Annotated in this window: 18 protein-coding genes, 1 pseudogene and 1 riboswitch; of the genes and pseudogenes, 14 read left to right on the top strand and 5 right to left on the bottom strand. The window is 51.0% G+C overall.

Annotation, left to right across the window (positions count from 1 at the left end):
- Positions 1-170: 170 nt before the first annotated feature.
- Positions 171-364: riboswitch (cobalamin riboswitch) on the top strand.
- A gap of 139 nt (positions 365-503) precedes the next feature.
- The 10 genes from NSQ24_RS21690 to NSQ24_RS21645 all read left to right on the top strand — a co-directional run bounded on the left by NSQ24_RS21690 (position 504) and on the right by NSQ24_RS21645 (position 11,135).
- Positions 504-1,262 carry an energy-coupling factor ABC transporter permease gene (locus NSQ24_RS21690; protein ID WP_024985364.1) on the top strand — a complete coding sequence of 253 codons (759 nt, stop codon included), beginning with the start codon at positions 504-506 and terminating at the stop codon, positions 1,260-1,262.
- A 3-nt stretch (positions 1,263-1,265) separates the two neighbouring features.
- A complete protein-coding gene (locus NSQ24_RS21685) occupies positions 1,266-1,550 on the top strand; it encodes an energy-coupling factor ABC transporter substrate-binding protein (protein WP_003391254.1) in 285 nt (94 codons plus the stop codon).
- On the top strand, positions 1,547-2,338 hold the full coding sequence (gene cbiQ, locus NSQ24_RS21680) for a cobalt ECF transporter T component CbiQ (protein WP_003391256.1): 792 nt from the start codon (positions 1,547-1,549) through the stop codon (positions 2,336-2,338). The genes NSQ24_RS21685 and cbiQ overlap by 4 nt, the downstream gene beginning before the upstream one ends.
- 7 nt (positions 2,339-2,345) lie before the next feature.
- Complete coding sequence (locus NSQ24_RS21675) at positions 2,346-3,269, top strand: ABC transporter ATP-binding protein (protein WP_311068076.1); 924 nt, start codon at positions 2,346-2,348, stop codon at positions 3,267-3,269.
- A gap of 319 nt (positions 3,270-3,588) precedes the next feature.
- The gene (locus NSQ24_RS21670) at positions 3,589-4,701 is read left to right on the top strand and encodes a TIGR04053 family radical SAM/SPASM domain-containing protein (RefSeq protein ID WP_024985362.1); all 1,113 of its coding nucleotides are present in this window, start codon (positions 3,589-3,591) and stop codon (positions 4,699-4,701) included.
- A 42-nt stretch (positions 4,702-4,743) separates the two neighbouring features.
- Positions 4,744-5,460, top strand: a complete 717-nt coding sequence (locus NSQ24_RS21665) for a YwiC-like family protein (protein WP_003391262.1) — start codon at positions 4,744-4,746, stop codon at positions 5,458-5,460.
- A gap of 473 nt (positions 5,461-5,933) precedes the next feature.
- The gene (locus NSQ24_RS21660; RefSeq protein WP_339166559.1) at positions 5,934-7,286 is read left to right on the top strand and encodes an MFS transporter; all 1,353 of its coding nucleotides are present in this window, start codon (positions 5,934-5,936) and stop codon (positions 7,284-7,286) included.
- A gap of 45 nt (positions 7,287-7,331) precedes the next feature.
- Positions 7,332-8,573 carry an IS21 family transposase gene (gene istA / locus NSQ24_RS21655; RefSeq protein ID WP_024985197.1) on the top strand — a complete coding sequence of 414 codons (1,242 nt, stop codon included), beginning with the start codon at positions 7,332-7,334 and terminating at the stop codon, positions 8,571-8,573.
- Positions 8,570-9,349: an IS21-like element helper ATPase IstB gene (gene istB, locus NSQ24_RS21650; protein ID WP_003386482.1), complete on the top strand. Its 780-nt coding sequence runs from the start codon at positions 8,570-8,572 to the stop codon at positions 9,347-9,349. Before istA ends, istB begins: the two co-directional genes overlap by 4 nt.
- A gap of 340 nt (positions 9,350-9,689) precedes the next feature.
- Entirely contained in the window at positions 9,690-11,135 is a 1,446-nt protein-coding gene (locus tag NSQ24_RS21645) for an IS1182 family transposase (protein ID WP_024985259.1), read from the top strand.
- Positions 11,136-11,298: 163 nt separating this feature from the next.
- On the opposite strand, the gene NSQ24_RS21640 is transcribed toward NSQ24_RS21645, so the two are convergent.
- A complete protein-coding gene (locus NSQ24_RS21640) occupies positions 11,299-11,655 on the bottom strand; it encodes an MmcQ/YjbR family DNA-binding protein (protein ID WP_003391266.1) in 357 nt (118 codons plus the stop codon).
- A 69-nt stretch (positions 11,656-11,724) separates the two neighbouring features.
- A pseudogene (locus NSQ24_RS21635) lies at positions 11,725-11,877 on the bottom strand (IS1595 family transposase); the annotation flags it as partial.
- A gap of 228 nt (positions 11,878-12,105) precedes the next feature.
- Between NSQ24_RS21635 and NSQ24_RS21630 the strand changes: the two are divergent.
- Entirely contained in the window at positions 12,106-13,566 is a 1,461-nt protein-coding gene (locus tag NSQ24_RS21630) for a hypothetical protein (RefSeq protein ID WP_339166556.1), read from the top strand.
- Positions 13,567-13,777: 211 nt separating this feature from the next.
- Here the strand turns inward: NSQ24_RS21630 and NSQ24_RS21625 are convergent, their stop codons facing one another.
- The 3 genes from NSQ24_RS21625 to glnA form a co-directional block, all read right to left on the bottom strand.
- Entirely contained in the window at positions 13,778-13,870 is a 93-nt protein-coding gene (locus tag NSQ24_RS21625; protein ID WP_024985359.1) for a YjcZ family sporulation protein, read from the bottom strand.
- A 172-nt stretch (positions 13,871-14,042) separates the two neighbouring features.
- Complete coding sequence (locus NSQ24_RS21620) at positions 14,043-14,399, bottom strand: group 1 truncated hemoglobin (protein ID WP_003391270.1); 357 nt, start codon at positions 14,397-14,399, stop codon at positions 14,043-14,045.
- A gap of 301 nt (positions 14,400-14,700) precedes the next feature.
- A complete protein-coding gene (glnA, locus tag NSQ24_RS21615; RefSeq protein ID WP_003391272.1) occupies positions 14,701-16,119 on the bottom strand; it encodes a type I glutamate--ammonia ligase in 1,419 nt (472 codons plus the stop codon).
- A 227-nt stretch (positions 16,120-16,346) separates the two neighbouring features.
- On the opposite strand from glnA, the gene panE reads away from it, so the two are divergent.
- The 3 genes from panE (at position 16,347) to NSQ24_RS21600 (ending at position 19,616) form a co-directional block, all read left to right on the top strand.
- A complete protein-coding gene (panE, locus tag NSQ24_RS21610) occupies positions 16,347-17,276 on the top strand; it encodes a 2-dehydropantoate 2-reductase (protein ID WP_003391274.1) in 930 nt (309 codons plus the stop codon).
- 41 nt (positions 17,277-17,317) lie between these two features.
- A complete protein-coding gene (locus tag NSQ24_RS21605) occupies positions 17,318-18,253 on the top strand; it encodes a 4-hydroxy-3-methylbut-2-enyl diphosphate reductase (RefSeq protein ID WP_003391276.1) in 936 nt (311 codons plus the stop codon).
- A 175-nt stretch (positions 18,254-18,428) separates the two neighbouring features.
- Positions 18,429-19,616, top strand: coding sequence for an MFS transporter (locus NSQ24_RS21600; RefSeq protein ID WP_024985585.1), 1,188 nt, complete (start codon positions 18,429-18,431; stop codon positions 19,614-19,616).
- The last annotated feature ends 7 nt before the right edge of the window (positions 19,617-19,623 follow it).

Here is a 19,623-nt window from a genome sequence, read left to right as displayed (position 1 = left end):
GTGATAAAAGCTTGGGAGGCGAGCCAGTCTGCAGCTTTCAGAGTAGCAGCTTCGGCATCTGGCGGTTTGCAGCTTTCAACTGCCAAAGAGAAAAGGGAGAACTGGCACGTTCTCCTTTTTCTTTTGCAACCCATCGTATATAATAGACAATCATCTGCGAATTTTTGGAAAAGAATAAAATGCAGCAAGGTGCCCTTATGAATAGTAAGGGGTAACAGGGAATCGGGTGAAACTCCCGAGCGGTCCCGCCACTGTAACCAGGGGAATGCTCTTTTTTCGAAAGCCACTTGTCGATTTGACGGGGAAGGCAAAAGAGCGTATTGATCCGGAAGCCAGGAGACCTACCTTGCTGCCACACCCATGAGCCTTCGAGGAAAGGAGAGGTGAGCCCAAACGAAACGACTGTTCGCAGTATCGTTAGTTGCCGTGTGCCAAGCTCATCCAAATCGGGTGAGCTTTTTTGCGTGTGTTCTTTAGAGAATCAGAGTAAGGAGTGTTGCTGAATGAGGGGTAGACGCACCGTTGCCAGTGGTCTTCTGATAACCGGATTTCTTGTTTACTTGCTGTTCAATACGCCACAAACCGGACATGCCATGCATATTATGGAAGGGTATTTGCCGGCAGGGTGGTCGCTGTTTTGGTGGGCTGTTTTTCTGCCCTTCTTTTTCCTCGGCTTGCGTCAGGTTCAACGCATTGTCAAAGAGAAGCCCGAATTCAAGCTGCTTTTAGGGGTAGCGGGAGCCTTTGCATTTGTCCTGTCCGCGCTGAAAATTCCGTCCGTGACAGGCAGCAGCTCCCATCCCACAGGAACAGGGCTGGGCGCGATCTTGTTTGGTCCGCTGGTCATGTCTGTACTGGGCAGTCTGGTGCTCTTGTTTCAGGCGCTGCTGCTCGCGCATGGGGGCTTGACGACACTCGGCGCCAATGCGTTTTCCATGGCGGTTGTTGGCCCGTTCGTCGCATATGGCGTGTATCGGCTGGTGGCCAGAAAGAAAGGTGGCCAGAAGCTCGGCATTTTTCTCGCGGCAGCGCTGGCTGACCTCAGCACCTATCTGGTCACTTCCGTTCAACTGGCGCTGGCATTCCCGGCTGCTTCTGGCGGGATTATGGCTTCCTTTGTCAAGTTTGCGGGGATATTTGCCTTGACGCAGGTGCCGCTGGCGATCAGCGAGGGACTGCTGACGGTGCTCGTGTGGAATTGGCTTCAAGCCTACAACGCGCAAGAATTGTCGCAGCTGAAGCTGCTGAAAAGGGAGGGGTAAGAGATGAAGCGTTGGACGAACTGGCTGCTCATTTTGGCGGCAGCGGTACTGGCGGTGGTGCCATTGCTGGTCGTAAAAGATTCGGAATTCGGCGGAGCCGATGGAGCGGCAGAGGAAGCGATCATGGAGGTGGCTCCTGACTACGAGCCGTGGTTTCAGCCTTTGCTCGAACCTCCCGGCGGTGAGACAGAAAGCCTCTTGTTCGCCCTGCAGGCTGCTCTGGGAGCAGGCGTGATCGGGTATGCCATCGGCTTGTACCGGGGCCGCCTGAAAAACAGGCAAGAATGATTGGACGGATCGACTCCCTCGCTTACGAAAACAGGCTGAAGAGGCTGCCGCCCGAACAGAAGCTGCTCTTTTCGCTGGCCATGCTGCTGTTGGCACTGATCAGCCACCCGCTTGTCCAGGGCATTCTGTTCGTCTGGATGAGCGTCTGGATCGTCGTCTATGCCCGCACTCCATGGCGGATCTATTTTGTCGTGGTGGCTGCCTCCGTCGCCTTCCTGCTCGCCGGAAGCCCGGCGCTGCTCCTGGAGGCATCCAGACTGGCGGAATGGACACGGGATGACAATGCAATCGCATCCTGGCAGTTGGGAAGCTGGGTTGTCTATGTGACGGCAGAGGGGCTGTCCAGGGCCATGAGCCTGGCCGCCCGCTCGCTGGCGGCGCTCTCCTGCTTTTCCTTTATTCTTTTTACAGTTCCCTTTGCCGAGGTTTTGCAAGTGTTCCGCCGGATCGGCATCCCCTCCATTCTGACTGATCTGATGATGATCATGTACCGTTTTGTCTTCGTTCTTCTGGAGACAGCCGAGCAAATCTGGACGGCGCAAAAGGCCAGAGGAGGGCACCGCGGCACGGCGGGAACACTCAAGGATGCGGGCAGGCTGATCGTTCAATTATTTATCCGCACGATGGCACGCTACCGCCAGATGTACATCAGCATGACGGCAAGAGGGTTTACGGACGATTTCCGCGTCCTGGTCCATGCCTCCCATATGCGTTCCAAAAGGTACGAATGGGAAGCGGTAGCCGGATGTCTCCTGCTGGCGATGCTGGAATGGTGGATGGGAGGATGAGGCGCGAGTGGCATTCGAAGTGACGACAGATGCAGCAGAACAGACAGATGCAGCGGAACAGACAGCTAGAGCTGCCTTGGACATATTGCGATTTTCATTCGTTCACTACACGTATCCGGGAGCTTCCCAACCGGCGCTCAACGGACTTTCTCTCGGTGTCCCTGCCGGAAAAAAGTGTGTGCTATTGGGCCACAATGGCTGCGGAAAGTCCACCATGTTTCTGCATGCGAACGGAATTTTTCGGCCGAATCTGGGCCAAGTCCTGTGGAAAGGGATGGCCGTTTCCTACGACCGGGCTCATTTGCTCAAGCTGAAACAAAAAATCGGTCTGGTGTTTCAGGACCCGGAGCAGCAACTGATCGCCGCGACGGTTGCCGAGGATATCTCCTACGGACTATGCAATCAAAAGCTGCCGGAAGCCGTTGTCAGGGAAAAGGTGTATCGCACGATGGAAACATTCGGGATGACCGAATGGGCAGAAACGCCGATTCACCGGCTCAGCCTAGGGCAGAAACGGCGTGTGGCATTGGCCGGAGTCATGGTGCTGGAGCCGGAGCTGCTGCTGCTGGACGAGCCGACAGCCTATCTGGATCAAGAGCAGACGAGAAATTTTGTGCAGGAGCTGGACCGCATCCATGCGGCCGGAACGACAATCCTGATGGCTACGCATGACATTGACCTCGCATTTGCCTGGGCCGACTGGGTGCTGGTCATGGAAAAAGGGAAGCTGGTCCTGGAAGGAGAGCCGGAGGCGGTTTTCTCCCGGCGGGATACTCTGGAGAGGCTGCAGCTTCGTACGCCTGCTGTCTTCGATGTGTGGGAAGCGTTGCCTGCCGCCCTGCGGGAAGAGATCGGTTCTTCCCGGGTGCCGAGGTCCGTGGAGGAGCTGACTGCGGGATTGCGGCGAATAGCTGCAAGCTGCATTACATAAGCCGGTCGCTTGTGCTGGAGGAGCAGCAGTACAGACAGCATCCATGCAGGTGCAATATCGGAACAAAAACAGACTCCAGGTGGTTGAAATATTGGGACAGAACGGATTTCATGTCGTTGAAATATTGGAGTAGAACAGATTTTCATGGTGCTGTACTATTGGAGAAGTGCAGGCCTGCGTTCGCATGGCTTTTAGCAAATCAGGCTGCGAAAAAGGCAGCTTTTTTTGTACGCATGGTGACGCTTCTCACACCTGTCAGTCGGCCGTTTCGTTACGATAAGAGCAGCTGAAGCTGATTGGCAGGACAGGAGGGCGAGCGATGAGCTTGTTGAAAGAACGTGATTACGCTGTAAGTCCGTTTATCGTGGTCTGGGAGCTGACGAGAGCGTGTGCTTTGCAATGCCTGCACTGCCGGGCTGAGGCGCAGTACGCATCGGATCCGGCGCAATTGACGTTTGAGGAAGGAAAAAGACTGATTGACGATATCGCGGAGATGGATCGTCCGCTGCTCGTTTTTACGGGAGGGGATCCATTGATGCGCCGAGATTTGTTTGAGCTGGCCGAGTACGCTGTTCAGGAAAAGGGTCTGTCCGTATCCATGACCCCCAGCGCTACGCCGAAGGTCACTTTTCAGGCAGTGCGCCGCGCCAAGGAAGCGGGGCTGGCGCGGTGGGCATTCAGCCTGGATGGATCGACTGCCGAGGTCCATGATCACTTTCGCGGGACGGCAGGCTCGTACGAAATGACACAGAGAGGCATCGGCTATTTGCAGGAGCTGGGGATACCGATCCAGATCAATACGACAGTCTCGCGCTACAACCTTCATGACTTGCCATTGATTGCAGAGGTCGTCCGGGAGATGGGAGCTGTATTGTGGAGTCTGTTTTTTCTCGTCCCGGTCGGCAGAGGGATGAAAGCAGACATGATCACCCCGGAGCAGCACGAAGAAGTGATGACCTGGCTGTACCAGGTGAACAAACAAATGCCGTACGATGTAAAAGTGACGGAAGCCCCTCATTTTCGCCGTGTCTGGAACCAGCTCAGGCAGCGCGAGACAATGCCTCGGGATGCGCGGACGAAGAAGCGTCCGGATTGGCTGGGCAGAGCCCCAAAAGGAGTCAATGACGGGGATGGCTTTGTCTTTGTCAGCCACATCGGCGATGTCTACCCGAGCGGTTTTCTTCCTGTAAAGGCGGGAAATGTTCGCGAGGGCTCTCTCAGGCAGATCTATCGGGAAGCGCCCGTAATGAAGCAGTTGCGGGACAAGTCTCTCCTCAAGGGAAAGTGCGGTCGTTGTCCATACAAGGAAATCTGCGGAGGCTCAAGAGCCCGGGCCTACGGCGTAACGGGCGATTACCTGGAAAGCGACCCTTACTGTGCTTATGATGAGGGCATTAGCGCTAATGCCGGAGAAACTTGCCAAGCGACGTAAGCAATTTTTTGTGCAATCGGAAAAGAAAGGAGAGCGTCGGAAATGAGAGCGTTCATCCCCAACCAGCACGGCGCCTGGGCGATGCTGATCGTGCCGTTTCTGTTCGGCGTGTTTGCGTCCGCTCCCGTGATTTTTCACCTCCCTTTGTTTTTGGGCTGGCTGCTGCTGTATCTGTTTACCTTTCCGCTGCTGCAGTTGATTCGCACCGGCAAGAAAGACCGTTACAAAAAGCCGCTCATGCTCTATGGTGTGCTGCTCGCTCCGCTCGCCGGAGCGTTGCTGCTGGCAAAGCCGGGACTGAGCTGGTACGCGCTGTCGCTGCTGCCGTTCTTCTTGATCAACTGCTACTACGCGCGAAAAAATCAAGAGCGGGCGATTGCGAACGATTTTGCGGCGGTGCTTCTGTTCAGCTCTATCGTCTTTGTCACCTATAAAATCGGCGGGGGCAACGACTGGGGAGTCGCTTTGTCGCTGTTCTCTCTGAGTGTTCTTTACTTTGCGGGAACGGTCTTTTACGTCAAAACGATGATCCGCGAGAAGCGGAACAAAGTGTTTTACTGGCTGTCAGTTTGCTATCATATCATTCAAATTGCCGTGATGGCTTGGCTGTTCTCGCCCTGGCTGCTATTGCCGGCCGGCGCGCTTTTGATCCGGGCGATCGTTTCGCCCCGGCTGCAGCCGTCCATAAAAGTCGTCGGAATCTCGGAGATCGGCTATGCCGTGATGATGACGGCCACCGTTCTGTGCTTGTATCTGTGAGGGATCGCGTTGCTTTTCTGTCTGCGTTCCCATCGCTTGGCTGGACGCAAGGACAGGGCAAATTGGATTAGCTCAACCGGCAAAGGAGCACACTAAACTCCAATCGGGCATGCAGCTAATAAGAGCGGAAAGCTTGCCGATGGGAGGGAATGGCGATGAAGAATATTGCTGTTTGGAGAGCCCTCGCCGGAGGTCTCGCAGCAGCGGCCTTTGCACTCATTCAGTGGATGATGTCGTAGGACCAACTTGCACCACATCAACGAGCCTGTGGGCGTGATTGCCAAGGCTCGTTTTTCATTGGAAATACCTAGAATTCGGACTATTCCTTTTGTATAATGGTTTCTACATAATCCATAGGAGGCGTTCTTATGAAGTACACGATGATGGTTAGGGCTCAAATTCAAGGGGAAGACGCATAACTTGCCCTGTAAACTGCGAGCTTCCCCTGAAATGGGGAAGGGGTTTTCATTTTGGTGGACAAGGAACGGAACGAGCAGGATCGTTTGCAAACAGAGGGCGCGGAAGCTGCCGGTCCCGCCAGAGCTATCGGCCATTTGCCAGCGGTGTTGGCGTGGCTTGGCTTTCTAGGGTTTTTCAGCGTATTGAATGAAACGGTATTTACCGTATCCTTGCCGGACATCGCCAACCAATTTGGCATACCGCCATCCACCGCCAACTGGGTAACGATCAGCTTTGTCATTACTTTCGGGATCGGTTCGGCCATTTATGGCAGACTGGCCGATATGTACGGCGTCAAATGGCTGCTTGTCATCGGTTTGTGTATATACAGCGGAGGATCGCTGCTCGGTCTGTTCGCGCCATTTTCATTTCCGGCTGTCATTGCTGCCCGGTTTATTCAAGGCGCAGGGGCATCGGCCGTTCCCGCGATGATCATGGTCATGATCGCCCGCTATATCGGACCTGAAGATCGCGGGAAAGCATTTGGAATCGTAGGCTCCATGGTTGCTATGGGAGAGGGAATCGGCCCCGTCATCGGAGGTGTCGTGGCAGACACGATTCATTGGTCATTCCTTTTTTTGCTCCCGGTAGTAACGCTTGTCTCCATTCCTTTCTTTCTGCGGGTATTGCCGCACGAGCCTTCTCGCAAAGGGAAAGTGGATGTGAAGGGCGCTTTGCTGCTTTCGGCTGTGATGGTGATGTTTACCCTGTATACGACAGGATACCAATGGGGGTATCTGGCGGGGAGCTTTCTCCTGCTAGGGATGTTTGCCTTCTATATTCGTCGCGTGGAACAGCCGTTTATCGAACCATCCTTGTTTAGGAAACCGAGGTTTGTCAAAGGCGTTCTGCCGGGATGCATTTTGCTCGGGACTGCCGCAGGCTTCATTTCCATGGTGCCGTATATGATGAGAGACGTGCATCATTTGAGTACGGGCTTGATCGGGGGAGGAATTCTGTTCCCGGGTACCATGAGCGTAGCGTTTTTCGGTGTTGTTGGAGGGAGACTGGCCGATAGGCGAGGGCATCTGTTTGTATTGTCTCTCGGTGTGTTCCTGATCACTATGAGCTTTCTCGGCACAGCACTGTTTGCTGACCAAACACCGTGGCTTATGACTGGTGCACTGGTGCTGGCATTTGGCGGTCTGTCCTTTGTGAAAACAGCGATCTCCTCCAGTGTGGCAGAGACGCTGGAAGAACACGAAGCCGGCGCTGGCATGGGAATGCTCAACCTGGCTTGCTTCTTGTCAGAGGGGATCGGGGCAGCGATTGTCGGCGGCTTGTTATCGAATAGCCTGCTGGACTTCCCTTTGCTCCCGACAGTAGTGTCAAAATCGGTTGTAAAATCCCCAATATCAGCGGTTTAAAATTCCCCAGAAAAAGCCGACATACTCTCCGGGAGGAGAGTAAATATGGTGAAAAATGGGGAGTTTTTTGTGATCAAAGAAATGCGTCTGAAAGGTATGAGTATTACCCAAATTGCTGAAGAGATGGGACGGGATCGAAAAACGGTTCGAAAATGGCTCCTGAAAGATACGCCAGAGAGCTTTCCTACTCGCAAACCACGTCCCAGCAAGTTGGATCCTTTTAAGGATTTCATCTGTACTCGTATGGCGGAGGGCTGTCAAAATGCCCGCATCATCTTCGAAGAAATAAAAGCCCGTGGCTATACCGGAAAGGACACCATCTTACGAGACTTCATGAAGCCGCTGCGTCCCCACTTTCGTTCAAAAGTAACCGTACGATACGAAACGAAACCTGGACAACAAGCGCAAGTAGACTGGGGACATTTTCGAGCAAATGTCAACGGAAAACAAAAGCGTCTTTACGCTTTCGTCATGGTGCTGGGTTATTCACGCATGATGTATGTAGAATTTACCGAGGACGAAAAGCTGGAAACTCTCATCGGATGTCATCTTCGGGCTTGGCAGTACTTTGGGGGTGTCCCTCAAAGTTGTTTGTACGACAACATGAAAACAGTTGTTTCTGGTCGAGATGACAATGGTAGGGTGATCTGGAACGAGCGTTTCGCCCGCTTTGCCAGCCACTATGGGTGCAAGCTGCTGAGCTGCAAGCCCTATCGGGCTCGAACGAAGGGAAAAGTGGAGAATGGGGTGGGTTATCTCAGAAAGAACTTTTGGCCTCGCATCGGCACTTTTACCGGGCTACAAGATCTCAATCAACAAGTACGCTATTGGCTGGACACCGTTGCAAATTGTCGCCTTCACGGAACCACCCATCAAATGCCGAATGAACGATGGAAAGTAGAAGACCTCCAACCTTTGAACCACGTGCCTTTTGCTGTTGTGGACCGGCATTACCGGAAGGTGATGAGTGATGCTTATGTTTCTTTTGAAGCCAATCGTTACTCTGTTCCATGGGAGCACATCGGTCGAGTAGTAGAAATTCAAGATGAGAAAAATGGAGTCTTGCGATTTTATTGCAATGGCCATCTAATCGCTGAACACTCCAAACAGTGGGGGCGTCATCAGACCGTAAGCATAAAAAAACACTTCGAAGGAATTCGCACATCTACGAGCAAACCGGTTCCCCAACCTACACCTCGTTATATGGCGAATTCAACACCCGAAGTGTTGGAACGCTCTCTTACGGCGTATGAAGAACTGGCGGAAGAAGAGGTGACGCTGCAATGATCTTGCAAGAACGCCTGTTGGAAGCGTCCCGTCATTTTGGATGGATACGCATCCCCGAGATCCTCCACGATCACGCCGAAGAAGCATCCAAACACAACATATCGTATTTGGAGTTTTTGGACAAGCTTCTGCAGGAGGAATTAGCGGCTAAATACGAACGATTTTTGCATACAAGAACTCGATTAGCACGGCTTCCGTTCAAAAAAACACTAGACGAATTTGATTTCTCTTTCCAACCTTCCATTGATGAAAGACGTATCCGTGATTTGGCGACTCTAGGTTTTATTGAGCATCAGGAAAACCTCATCTTCTTGGGGCCACCCGGTGTCGGTAAAACTCATTTGGCCGTAGCGCTTGGTTTGGAAGCAATCAAGCAACGCTATACGGTTTATTTTATCACTGCCCACGATCTGGTACAGTCGCTTCAGACGGCCCATGGCAATCGCACGATTGCCCAAAAAATGCGGGCGCTCACCAAACCAGACTTGTTGATCATCGATGAAATTGGTTACCGCAAAATGGACGAAACTGCTGCTCACTTCTTTTTTCAGATTGTATCTGAACGATATGAAAAAGGTTCATTGATCTTGACTTCAAACAAATCGTACGGAGCCTGGGGAGAGATTTTCGGAGATACCATTTTGGCCACTGCGATTTTGGACCGACTGCTTCACCATTCCAGTACGATCAATATCAAAGGGGAAAGTTATCGCATTAAGGAAAAGAAAAAAGCAGGTTTCTTTCGACCGGAGCCTGCTGAAGTAAACAACCAGTAGCGACAAAAATGGGGAATTTTCAACCGATAGTTTTGGGGAAAATTAAATCGATATTGACAGTAGGCCAGCCTGCGGCATTCGTCTACAGCAATTTGCTGATCGTCTTTGCTTTGCTCGTGTTTGTTGGCCGAGTGATATACTCATCAGCATATGGCCGTAGACAAAGCTGACAAAATGATTGATTTTATACAGCGAAAACTGCTGTATGCGAAAAACAGCCGGATGCTTGTCCGGCTGTTCAGCCTGTAGACAAAGTTCCGTAAGGAACAGGGTCTGCAGGCTTTTTTGTTGAATATAGAACATGTTACGTTTTCAAAAGTTATTTTTTAGAGGTGGCATTATGCTTAATAAGCAAGAGGCCGAAGGGCGTTATCAGATATCTGCATTCTCGCTAGATGAGTTGGTGCCAGAAGATCATCTCGTAAGAAAAATTGAAAATGCAATCGACTTTTCGTTCATCTATGACTTGGTGGAAAGCCTCTACTGTCATGACAATGGCAGACCCAGTGTTGACCCTGTAGTCTTAGTTAAAATTGCTTTCATCCAATATATTTTTGGAATTCGTTCCATGCGACAAACGATTAAAGAGATCGAAACCAATGTTGCCTATCGGTGGTTTATTGGCTATGATTTCAGTCAGCCCATTCCCCATTTCACGACCCTAGGCAAGAACTATGTTCGCCGTTTTCGGGATACTCAACTCTTCGAGTCGATCTTCCTTCGAATATTGGAGGAGGCGGTTCATCATGGATTCGTGAAGCCTGATGTGCTTTTCATTGATGCTACGCATGTAAAAGCCAGTGCGAATAAGCATAAATACGTGAAAGAAATCGTTGAAGAACAAGCGAAGAAATATCAAGAGCTGCTGGACGAAGAAATCAATCAGGATCGTATTGCACATGGAAAGAAGCCCCTTGAAAAAAAGACAGAAACTTCGAAGAAGGAGGTGAAAGTCAGCACAACTGACCCGGATTGCGGATTGTTTGTAAAAGGGGAAAAGGAACGTGTATTTGCTTATAGTTTTCATACAGCATGTGATCGAAATGGATTTGTGCTTGGTGCCAAGGTAACGCCAGGCAATGTGCATGACAGTCAGGTTTTTGAGGATGTTTTGAATCAAGTGCGAAAGACGTTTGCACAGCCTCAAGCTGTGGCAGTGGACTCGGGATACAAGACGCCTTACATCAGTAAAACACTCCTTGATGACCAGATTCGCCCCGTTATGCCCTACACAAGACCACGCACCAAAGAAGGTTTTTTTAAAAAGCACGAATATGTGTATGATGAATATTTCGACTGCTACATCTGCCCGAACGAGCAAATCTTAACATATGAGACAACAAACAAGGATGGGTACCGTATCTATCGATCAAATTCTCAAGTTTGCCGAAGTTGTCCGTTCTTGAAACAATGCACGGAAAGTAAAGACTACACAAAGAGAGTGAGTCGCCACATCTGGGCTGATTACCTCGAAGAGGTAGACCACCTCCGGCATACCGAGGAAAACAAACAAATCTATAGCAAACGGAAAGAAACGATTGAACGTGTATTCGCTGATATGAAGGAAAAGCATGGCATGCGTTGGACGACCTTACGAGGACTGGAGAAGGTCACGATGCAGGCGATGCTTGTTTTCGCTGCCATGAACTTGAAAAAAATGGCGACCTGGCTATGGAAATCAGGTCGCCAAAAGGTGAACGATCAAAACACCTTCGGTATTTTCATCAAATTATTAAACAAACTCCCTCTGCTGTTCGTTCAGCGAGGGAGTTTGTCTGCAACCTGAACAGCCGGATGCTTGTCCGGCTGTTTTTGTTGTCTAGGCTCTGTTGCCGTATAGGGTTGATATTTTATTAAAATAAGAGATGCAACTAAAACGCTGCGCCTCTAACAGATATTGCCTCTGGATTATGCTAACTGCCTATATATTTGAATAGATGAATTCTGTTTTATTTGGTTAGATTGTAACTCCAATTAATTAAATCGTAGATTTCATCTTTAGGAAAAGGACTATCCAAAACAATTGTAATCCAATGCTCCTTATTCATATGGTATGCAGGCAAAATTCCTTGTTGACTCCTTAATAAACGATTTATTTCCGGGTCGCACTTCAGGTTAATTATATCGACTCTTCCTTCCCCTGATACACCTAATTTGATTCTCGGTACATTCATAATCACTCCATACCACTTGCCATCCTTGTTGTGTCGTAATACCGCATAATCTGGATACTTGAACCAAGGGTAGTCTGGCTCTGTGCCAAATTTCTCCTTTACATAAGTAAATATTTCTTCTCTATTTATCAAAAAAATACCTCCCGAAATACCTTGTCTGTCTTTCTGTTATACGAATAATTTTTGTCGCCCATAATTTTACTAATTTACAGTAAAACTTGACAGTCGCAAACTGTCATATGTCTCTGTCATTTCGTAGTTGTCGAGATACGCTGTAGTCACGCCTTTAAAGCGGTCTATCCATTGTTTCAAACGAGAATGGAGACTGTTGACATTTTAAAGGTGATACAAGCCAGAGCCTTTAACAGAGCCTTTGTCTAAAGAAATTTCGGCCCCCCTATAACTTTAGTTAGTCTACAGAGCAAGATTTTCGAACTAGACTTACATTGCCCGTTGTACAAGTTTTCTTATTCGTTGATGGAACGCCGTGTGCGCTGAAAGGCGCCCGCACGGTGTAGGCTCGTTCGAAAGCCATGCGTGGTATAAGGCGAGAATAGCGACAATCCTCCAGTGGTCGGTTGGATGCCAGAGCAAACGGCCGGTGGAGATCATTGGGTAAACAAGGAGGAATATCAGGACGGCTTCCATGTAGTAGTGAAAAGCACGAAGGCTGGCAGTGCATATCTCGTTCCCAGCGGCATACCCGGCGATGAGAACCGGATCCGACTGGCCGCAGTTGGCAGCACCGATGTGACCGCAGCCGATGCGGAAACGGTGATCACCATTGCCCCGAGGGAGACAAAGCTGACCCATGGAGGACAATACGTTCTCTATGCAATTGATCAACAGGGCATTGTTTCCCTGCCCACCCCGATTGTTTTTGCTGTTGACCTGGAAGGGCCCGTCTCGGAGGATGCCGAGACAAAAGCTGGAGGATGGGAAGAGACGGCGAAGATGATGGAGCCGAATATCGGTGGAGCAGCCGCGGTTTTGCCAGATGGTGAAATTCTGGTCGCTGGAGGCAGTATGAAAAAAACAGTGGTCATGTACGACCCGCGTCGTGAAAAGTGGACACAACTGGAAGACATGAGCGTGCCTCGGTACGGTCCGGCTGCAGCCGTACTGCCTGATGGCAAGGTACTGGTCGTTGGCGGCGACCCGGAAGGAAGGGGTACATTTTTAAAGTCGACAGAAGTGTACGATCCAAAAGCGGATAGCTGGACCGAAAGTATCCCCATGGAAATGGAACGGTTTAAGCCGGCAGCTGCAACGCTTGAGGACGGAAGAATTCTCGTAGTGGGAGGTTTTTCAAAGAAAGGCGTTCAAAAGTCAGCGGAAATATTTGATCCAGAGACCGAAGAATGGAGCAGCGCTGCAAACATGAATACAGGAAGGGAAGGTGCTGGCGCAGTTCTTCTTCCAACCGGAGAAGTATTGGTAATGGGCGGTATAGATGCGGCCGGCAACGAGCTGAAGTCCGCGGAAGTCTACGATCCCGACGCGGATTCGTGGACATATGCAAGTGATATGTATGAGAAACGATACAAGCCTTCAGCAGTCGCATTGAAAAATGGCAAAGTGCTGGTAGCAGGGGGGATTTCGGAGAGCTCGGCGGAAATATATGATCCCCGAACCGATACGTGGGAGTATACCGTTCCGCTTTCCAGCAGACGCTTGGAAGGAGTAGCTGCGCCTCTCCCGGATGGACGCGTCCTCGTAGCTGGCGGCTATGATCGGTCGGAATTGGCGACAGCCGAGACCTATGCGCCTCATCTGGAAGTAACGCTTTTGTTTGCAGAAGAAGTCACGCTTAGCAGAGATCTTGATGACGTCAAGGGTATGATCAGTTATTCGGTAGATGGAGGCCCTTACGAATCTTTGGGCCGGGACGATACGATTCAATTCTCCGCGAACAAGCTGGTGATTACCCTTGATTTGTTGCCAAACGGAAGCTATGTTCAGGTGAGGGTGGGGGAGGCGATTGTGGAGGATGAGGCCGGGAACCCAAATGAGGAGCAGTTGACAGACGAGCTGCGTTACTAAAACAGCGATTGCCTTCGCGACGAAACAATCCGCGCCATTATAAGCGAAAGCCCTCCTCGACAGAGAAGGGCTTCGCTTGTTCGCATCATGAATGTTTGTCCCGGGAAGGGTTTGTTTGCTCTTATGTTCCTTGTTTACGTGAGGATAATTGCCTTTGATTCGTAAGTCCATCATTGGGCGGCTTGGAAAAGCCGCCCGCAAGCATTGCAAATTAATCACAGTCGCAACCGACGATTACCAACAGGATGAACAGAACCAAAATCAAAGAAAAGTTGTCGCCAAAAATTCCGCAGCTGCTGGACACTCTGAATCACTCCTTAGCTAGGTTTGGAAAAAGCTTCAAAATAAGCTATGCGTGAGAAGAGTGTGGGGTAAGGGCGAATGCGGAGATTGATCAAAATTGGGTGCCGTGATGGTAGCCGCGGATTTTTCATCAAACCAATACCAGGAAGTTGATGAACACAGTGGCAGTACGCCTATTTGTACAGAATATCATCCCGTAGCGACCCGACCTTGGTCAACGCATCATCAATATCTTCTTCACTTACACCAAAATGGGCAAGGGCAGCATGCAAATGCTTCACAATGGCGTCAAAGTGAACCGGCTGCAGATTCATGCCTTCATGGGCCTTTGCCATCGATTGGCCCGAATATTGATTTGGCCCACCCAGGGCAAAGCTGATGAACTTTGTTTGATGCTTCCGCTGCTTCTCCATATCGGTGTTGGCAAAAAAATGGTTCACGGTATCATCAGCTAAAACCAACTCATAAAAGTAGTCAACGACTTTAGCAACTGTTTCTTCGCCACCGTATTTTTCGTAAAACGTTGCCATGATGAAACCTCCCTGGTAGACATAGATCAATGTAGGTATTCCGCAAATGACGAAAACTTATGATAGACTTTCGCAATAATCCTCTGCAAAACAGGACATCAAAGCGCTATCCAATCTCTTCGCCACTCTCTCTAAAGCCAAAAGGGCGCATACATGAACAAAGCCCTCCTCAAGCGAGAAGGGCTCTCTTCCTTTCATCATTATGTGTTGTTTTTTACCGTTTGTCCCCAATCTGTCCCAATTTTCAGATGAAACACAAGATCACACTTCATACAAAAGGGATTTTATACGAGCATTCCTCTTACAGATCGTAATACAACTCAAATTCCTTCGGATTCACCGTACGCTCGACCTCTTGAATTTCGCCGCGTTTCACGGCAATCCAGCTTTCGATTACCTCGCGTGTAAAGACGCCGCCTTCGAGAAGGAAGTCACAATCTCTCTCCAGAGCATCCAGAGCTTCAGCCAGCGACCCTGGCGCGCTCTTGATATCCACTTTTTCGGCATCGGACAAGTCGTAAATGTTTTTGTCGATCGGACCGTAGCCCAGCTCGCGAGGGTCCAGCTTGCGCTTGATTCCGTCCAGTCCGGCCATCAGCATGGCGGCGAACGCCAGATATGGGTTGGCTGTAGAGTCCGGGGTGCGGAATTCAATTCGGGAAGCCTTCGGTGTTACGGCCGCGACTGGAATGCGGACAGCTGCCGAGCGATTTCCTTTGGAAAACACCAGATTGACGGGTGCTTCGTAGCCGGGAACCAGCCGCTTGAACGAGTTGGTGCTCGGATTGGTCAGGGCTATCAATGCCGGCGCGTGATGCAGGATGCCTCCGATGTAGTGGAGGGCCATCTCGCTCAAGTTCGCATATCCGCCTTTTTCAAAAAACAGCGGCGTGTCGCCGTTAAAGAGGCTTTGGTGGACGTGCATGCCAGAACCGTTGTCGCCGACGATTGGCTTCGGCATAAAGGTGGCAGTTTTGCCATGCTTGGCAGCTACATTGCGCACGATGTACTTGAACAGAAGCAGGTTGTCTGCCGTCCGGGTCAGCGTGTCAAAGCGGAAGTTGATTTCGCCTTGGCCAGCCGTTGCTACCTCGTGGTGGTGGCGCTCGACTTTCAGACCCGCTTGCGACATCAGGGTGCACATTTCATTGCGGATATCCGCTTGCGAATCCGTCGGCTGAACCGGGAAGTAACCGCCTTTGTTGCGGACCTTGTAGCCAAGATTTTTTCCTTCCGCGCCAGTGTTCCAGTAAGCCTCCTCGGAATCGATGTGGTAGAAAGAGCCGGATGGACCGGAAGCATAGCGGACGTTGTCAAACAGGAAGAACTCCGATTCCGGACCAAAGTAGGCATCTGTTGCCACTCCGAGCTCCTGCAAATACGCTTCCGCCCTCAGGGCGATGCCGCGGGGATCGCGATCATAAGCGGACCCGTCGGGATTGTGAATGTTGCAGACGATATTCAATGTTTTGGCTTCGACGAACGGATCGACGAAGGCGCTGGCCGGGTCGGGAATCGCGACCATATCGCTTTCCTCGATGCCCTTGTAGCCTGTAAGGCTGGAGCCGTCAAAAGCGACGCCGTTGTGAAAAGTGTCCTCGTCGACAGCATAGGCAGGAATGGTGACATGGTGTTGGCGACCGAGCAAATCTACAATGCGGAAGTCCACATATTCAATGTTTTCCAGCTCAATGAGAGACAGAATTGTTTTAGCATCCATTCGAATCACTCCGTTCACGAATATTTATTAAGAATCCATTTTTAAACGTTCGACTTTCTTCTGTTTTCTATACTGAGGATTATAAAAGTTTACGAACGAGGCTGTCAAGAGGTTTAGTGACATTCAATGTTAGTTTTTCTAACATAATATTGCGGGGTGTTGTATCCGGTTCCTTTTTTGTAAAATATAGACGAACTATTTCGAACAAAAAGGGTGGAGGGATTTAGGTGAAGGTGCTGGTGTTGGGAGCGGGGGCAGTAGGCGGTTATTTCGGTGCCCGGCTCGCTGAAAAAGGGGTCGACGTCACGTTTCTCGTAAGGGAACGCAGACGGGAACAATTGAAGCAAAGAGGGCTGAGAGTACAAAGCGTTCACGGCGATATTCACCTGGAGCAGCCCCAATTGATTGTCTCGGGAGAAAAGGCAGGACCGTTTGATGTCATTTTGTTATCCAATAAGGCGTATCACCTGGATGACAGCATCGAGTCGATCGAGCCGTATGTAGGCGGAAATACAGTCATTCTGCCGCTTTTGAATGGAATCGCTCACATGGAGCGGTTGTGGGATACATTCGGTCGTGACCGGGTGCTGGGCGGATTGTGCTTCATCGAAACGACGCTGAACCCGGAGGGAGATGTCGTCCAGACAAGCCAGACGCACGACATGGTTTTCGGCGAGTGGGAGGGTGGAGGAAGCGAACGAGTCGAAGCGCTCAAACAGGCATTCGCCGGTACGAAAGCGAGCATTCGGGCCAGCGCCGATGTTCAGCGTGACATGTGGCAAAAATACTTGTTTATCACCACGCTGTCAGGAATCACGACATTGATGAATTCGTCAGTCGGTCCGATCCGCGATGCGGTGTACGGACTGGAGCTGACACGCCAGTTGGCCGAGGAAAGCGCAGCCGTTATGCGCAAGCTGGGAGCTCCGATCGACGAGGACGTTGAGGACAAGCAAATGGATACATTTATGAAGCAAGGCTATCGCATGAAGGCATCCATGCTGCGCGACATGGAAAAAGGCTTGCCGGTGGAAGCCGACCACTTGCAAGGATTTTTGATTCAGAAAGCAGACCAGCTCGGGATTGCCGTACCGATGCTCAAGGTTGTTTACAACAATTTGAAGGTGTACGAATTGAAGCGTGAAGCGGCCAAATAAGTTATAATGAAGGCAATACGCAAAATGGAGGAGGGGTAAACGTGGAAGTCATCAAGATTTCCCCCCGCGGCTATTGCTACGGCGTCGTTGACGCTATGGTGCTCGCGCTCAAAACGGCGCAAAACTTCGATCTGCCCCGTCCCATCCACATTCTTGGGATGATCGTGCACAACGCCCATGTGGTTGAATCGTTTGAAAAGATGGGGGTCAAAACGCTGGATGGCGAAGACCGGCTTGCCCTCTTGGATCAAATAGACGAAGGGACAGTCATTTTTACCGCGCATGGCGTTTCGCCGGAGGTGCGAAAAAAAGCTCGTGATAAAGGGCTGACCGTCGTGGATGCGACATGCCCCGATGTCACCAAAACGCATGATTTGATCCGTGAAAAGGTGGCGGAGGGATACCACGTCCTCTACATCGGCAAGAAGGGGCATCCGGAGCCTGAAGGGGCAGTAGGAATCGCTCCTGATCGGGTGCATTTGGTGCAGACCGTAGACGAAATCGAAAAACTGTCGATGCCGACCGACAGACTGATTGTCACCAATCAGACCACGATGAGCCAGTGGGATGTCAAACACCTGATGGACGCGATCATCAAGCGTTATCCGCAAGTAGAGGTCCACAATGAAATTTGCCTGGCCACGCAGGTTCGGCAGGAAGCCGTTGCCGAACAGGCAGGCGAGGCCGATCTGACCATCGTCGTCGGCGATCCCCGCAGCAACAACTCCAACCGGCTCGCTCAGGTAGCGGAAGAGATTGCCGGTGTGCCGGCATATCGGATCGCAGACTTGTCCGAGCTTGATCTGGAGTGGCTGAAAGGGAAAAAGCGGGTGGCTGTAACATCCGGGGCGTCCACCCCGACGCCGCTGACCAAAGAGGTTATCCAGTTTCTCGAGCAATACGACGAAACGAAGCCGGAGACGTGGGATAAGAAAAGAACGGTCAATATGAACAAAATCCTTCCATCGGTAAAGTAAAGCGCCGGCTTTCGTCAGGCGGCTGGCTCACTGCGGCAGGAGAGCCAGAGCCTGTCGATGGGGCGCGGATGCTGAAGACCTGCAAAAGACGAGCACTGTTGGCTCGTCTTTTCTTTGGTCGACCGCCAAACAGTTTGGCGAAAACCTGGTTTTCTTAAATCAGAAGGAGGACTCTATGGAGGGCAAGGTAGGGCGGCATATGAGCTTGTGTGCTTTGTATCTGTTCATCTATTACGGGTACGGGGCGCTTTATCCGCTGATTACTCAGTATTATCAGTCCATTCAGCTCACGGGAACCCAAATCGGCATCATCAGTGCAGTGACTCCTGTTGTTTCCATGGTCACCCAGCCGATTTGGGGAATGATCTGTGATCGTTTTCAGATACGAAAACCTGTATTGATGCTTGCGCTGGTCGCTTCGGGGTTGGTCGGTCTGCTCTTTCCGGCGGTTTCGACGTTTGCGCTCGTCTTCCTTATGTACGTCCTGCTCTCTATTTTCCAAAGTGCGCTGGTACCGATCTCGGACAGCATGGCGCTCGGCTATGCCAAACAACATCACCTCCAGTTTGGAGACATTCGCCTATGGGGTGCCGTCGGCTTTGCCGTGGCAGCGCTGTTGACAGGACTCGCTCTGGAGCAATGGGGTACGGGAAGCATTTTCGTTTCCTACTGTGCGGCGTCGCTGATCGCTGTTTGGTTTTTGCGAAATATTCCGGATAATACCGAATCGGCTCCGCGGATTGGCGGGAGCCTCCTTCAGGGCGTGATGGAGCTGATGAAGCTCCCTCGCTATGTCCTTTTTCTCATTGCTTCTTTCTTTATCTACGGAGCCATTAATGCGCACAACATCTGGTTTTCGCTGTACTACCAGCATATTGGCGGCTCTGTCGCCGGCATCGGGCTTGCCTTTATGCTCTTTGCCGGCAGTGAGGCGCCGTTCATGAAGCTGGCCAGTTTCTTTGTCCGCCGCTTCGGCCTGGAGCTGACGATTCTTTTGGCGGGGACTGTTTCTGCCATGCGCTGGCTATGGTACAGCTCGGCGCCGGGGACGACATTTGTGATCGCCTTCTTTTTCCTGCAAGGACTTTCCGTCGGCTTTTATTTGGCCACAGCTTCCCAATTTGTCAGGGACAACACACCGGCTTCTTTGCAAGTGACGGCGCTGTCTTTATTTGTGTCTATCGGGAATGGACTCGGGTCGATGACCTGCAATCTGGTCGGCGGCTGGATCAAGGACCTCTCGTCGATTTTGGAAACGTATTTGTTCTTTGGGATTGCGACTGCTCTAGGCTTGATTCCCTTGCTAGTAATCCGCTATGGGCCGTGGAAGCAGCCCCGGTTTGCCCAAAGCAGCCACCTCTAGCAAAGCT

This window comes from Brevibacillus sp. FSL L8-0520 (genome assembly GCF_037963895.1).
Lineage (GTDB): Bacteria > Bacillota > Bacilli > Brevibacillales > Brevibacillaceae > Brevibacillus > Brevibacillus borstelensis.
This window is presented reverse-complemented; position numbering and strand designations above follow the sequence as displayed.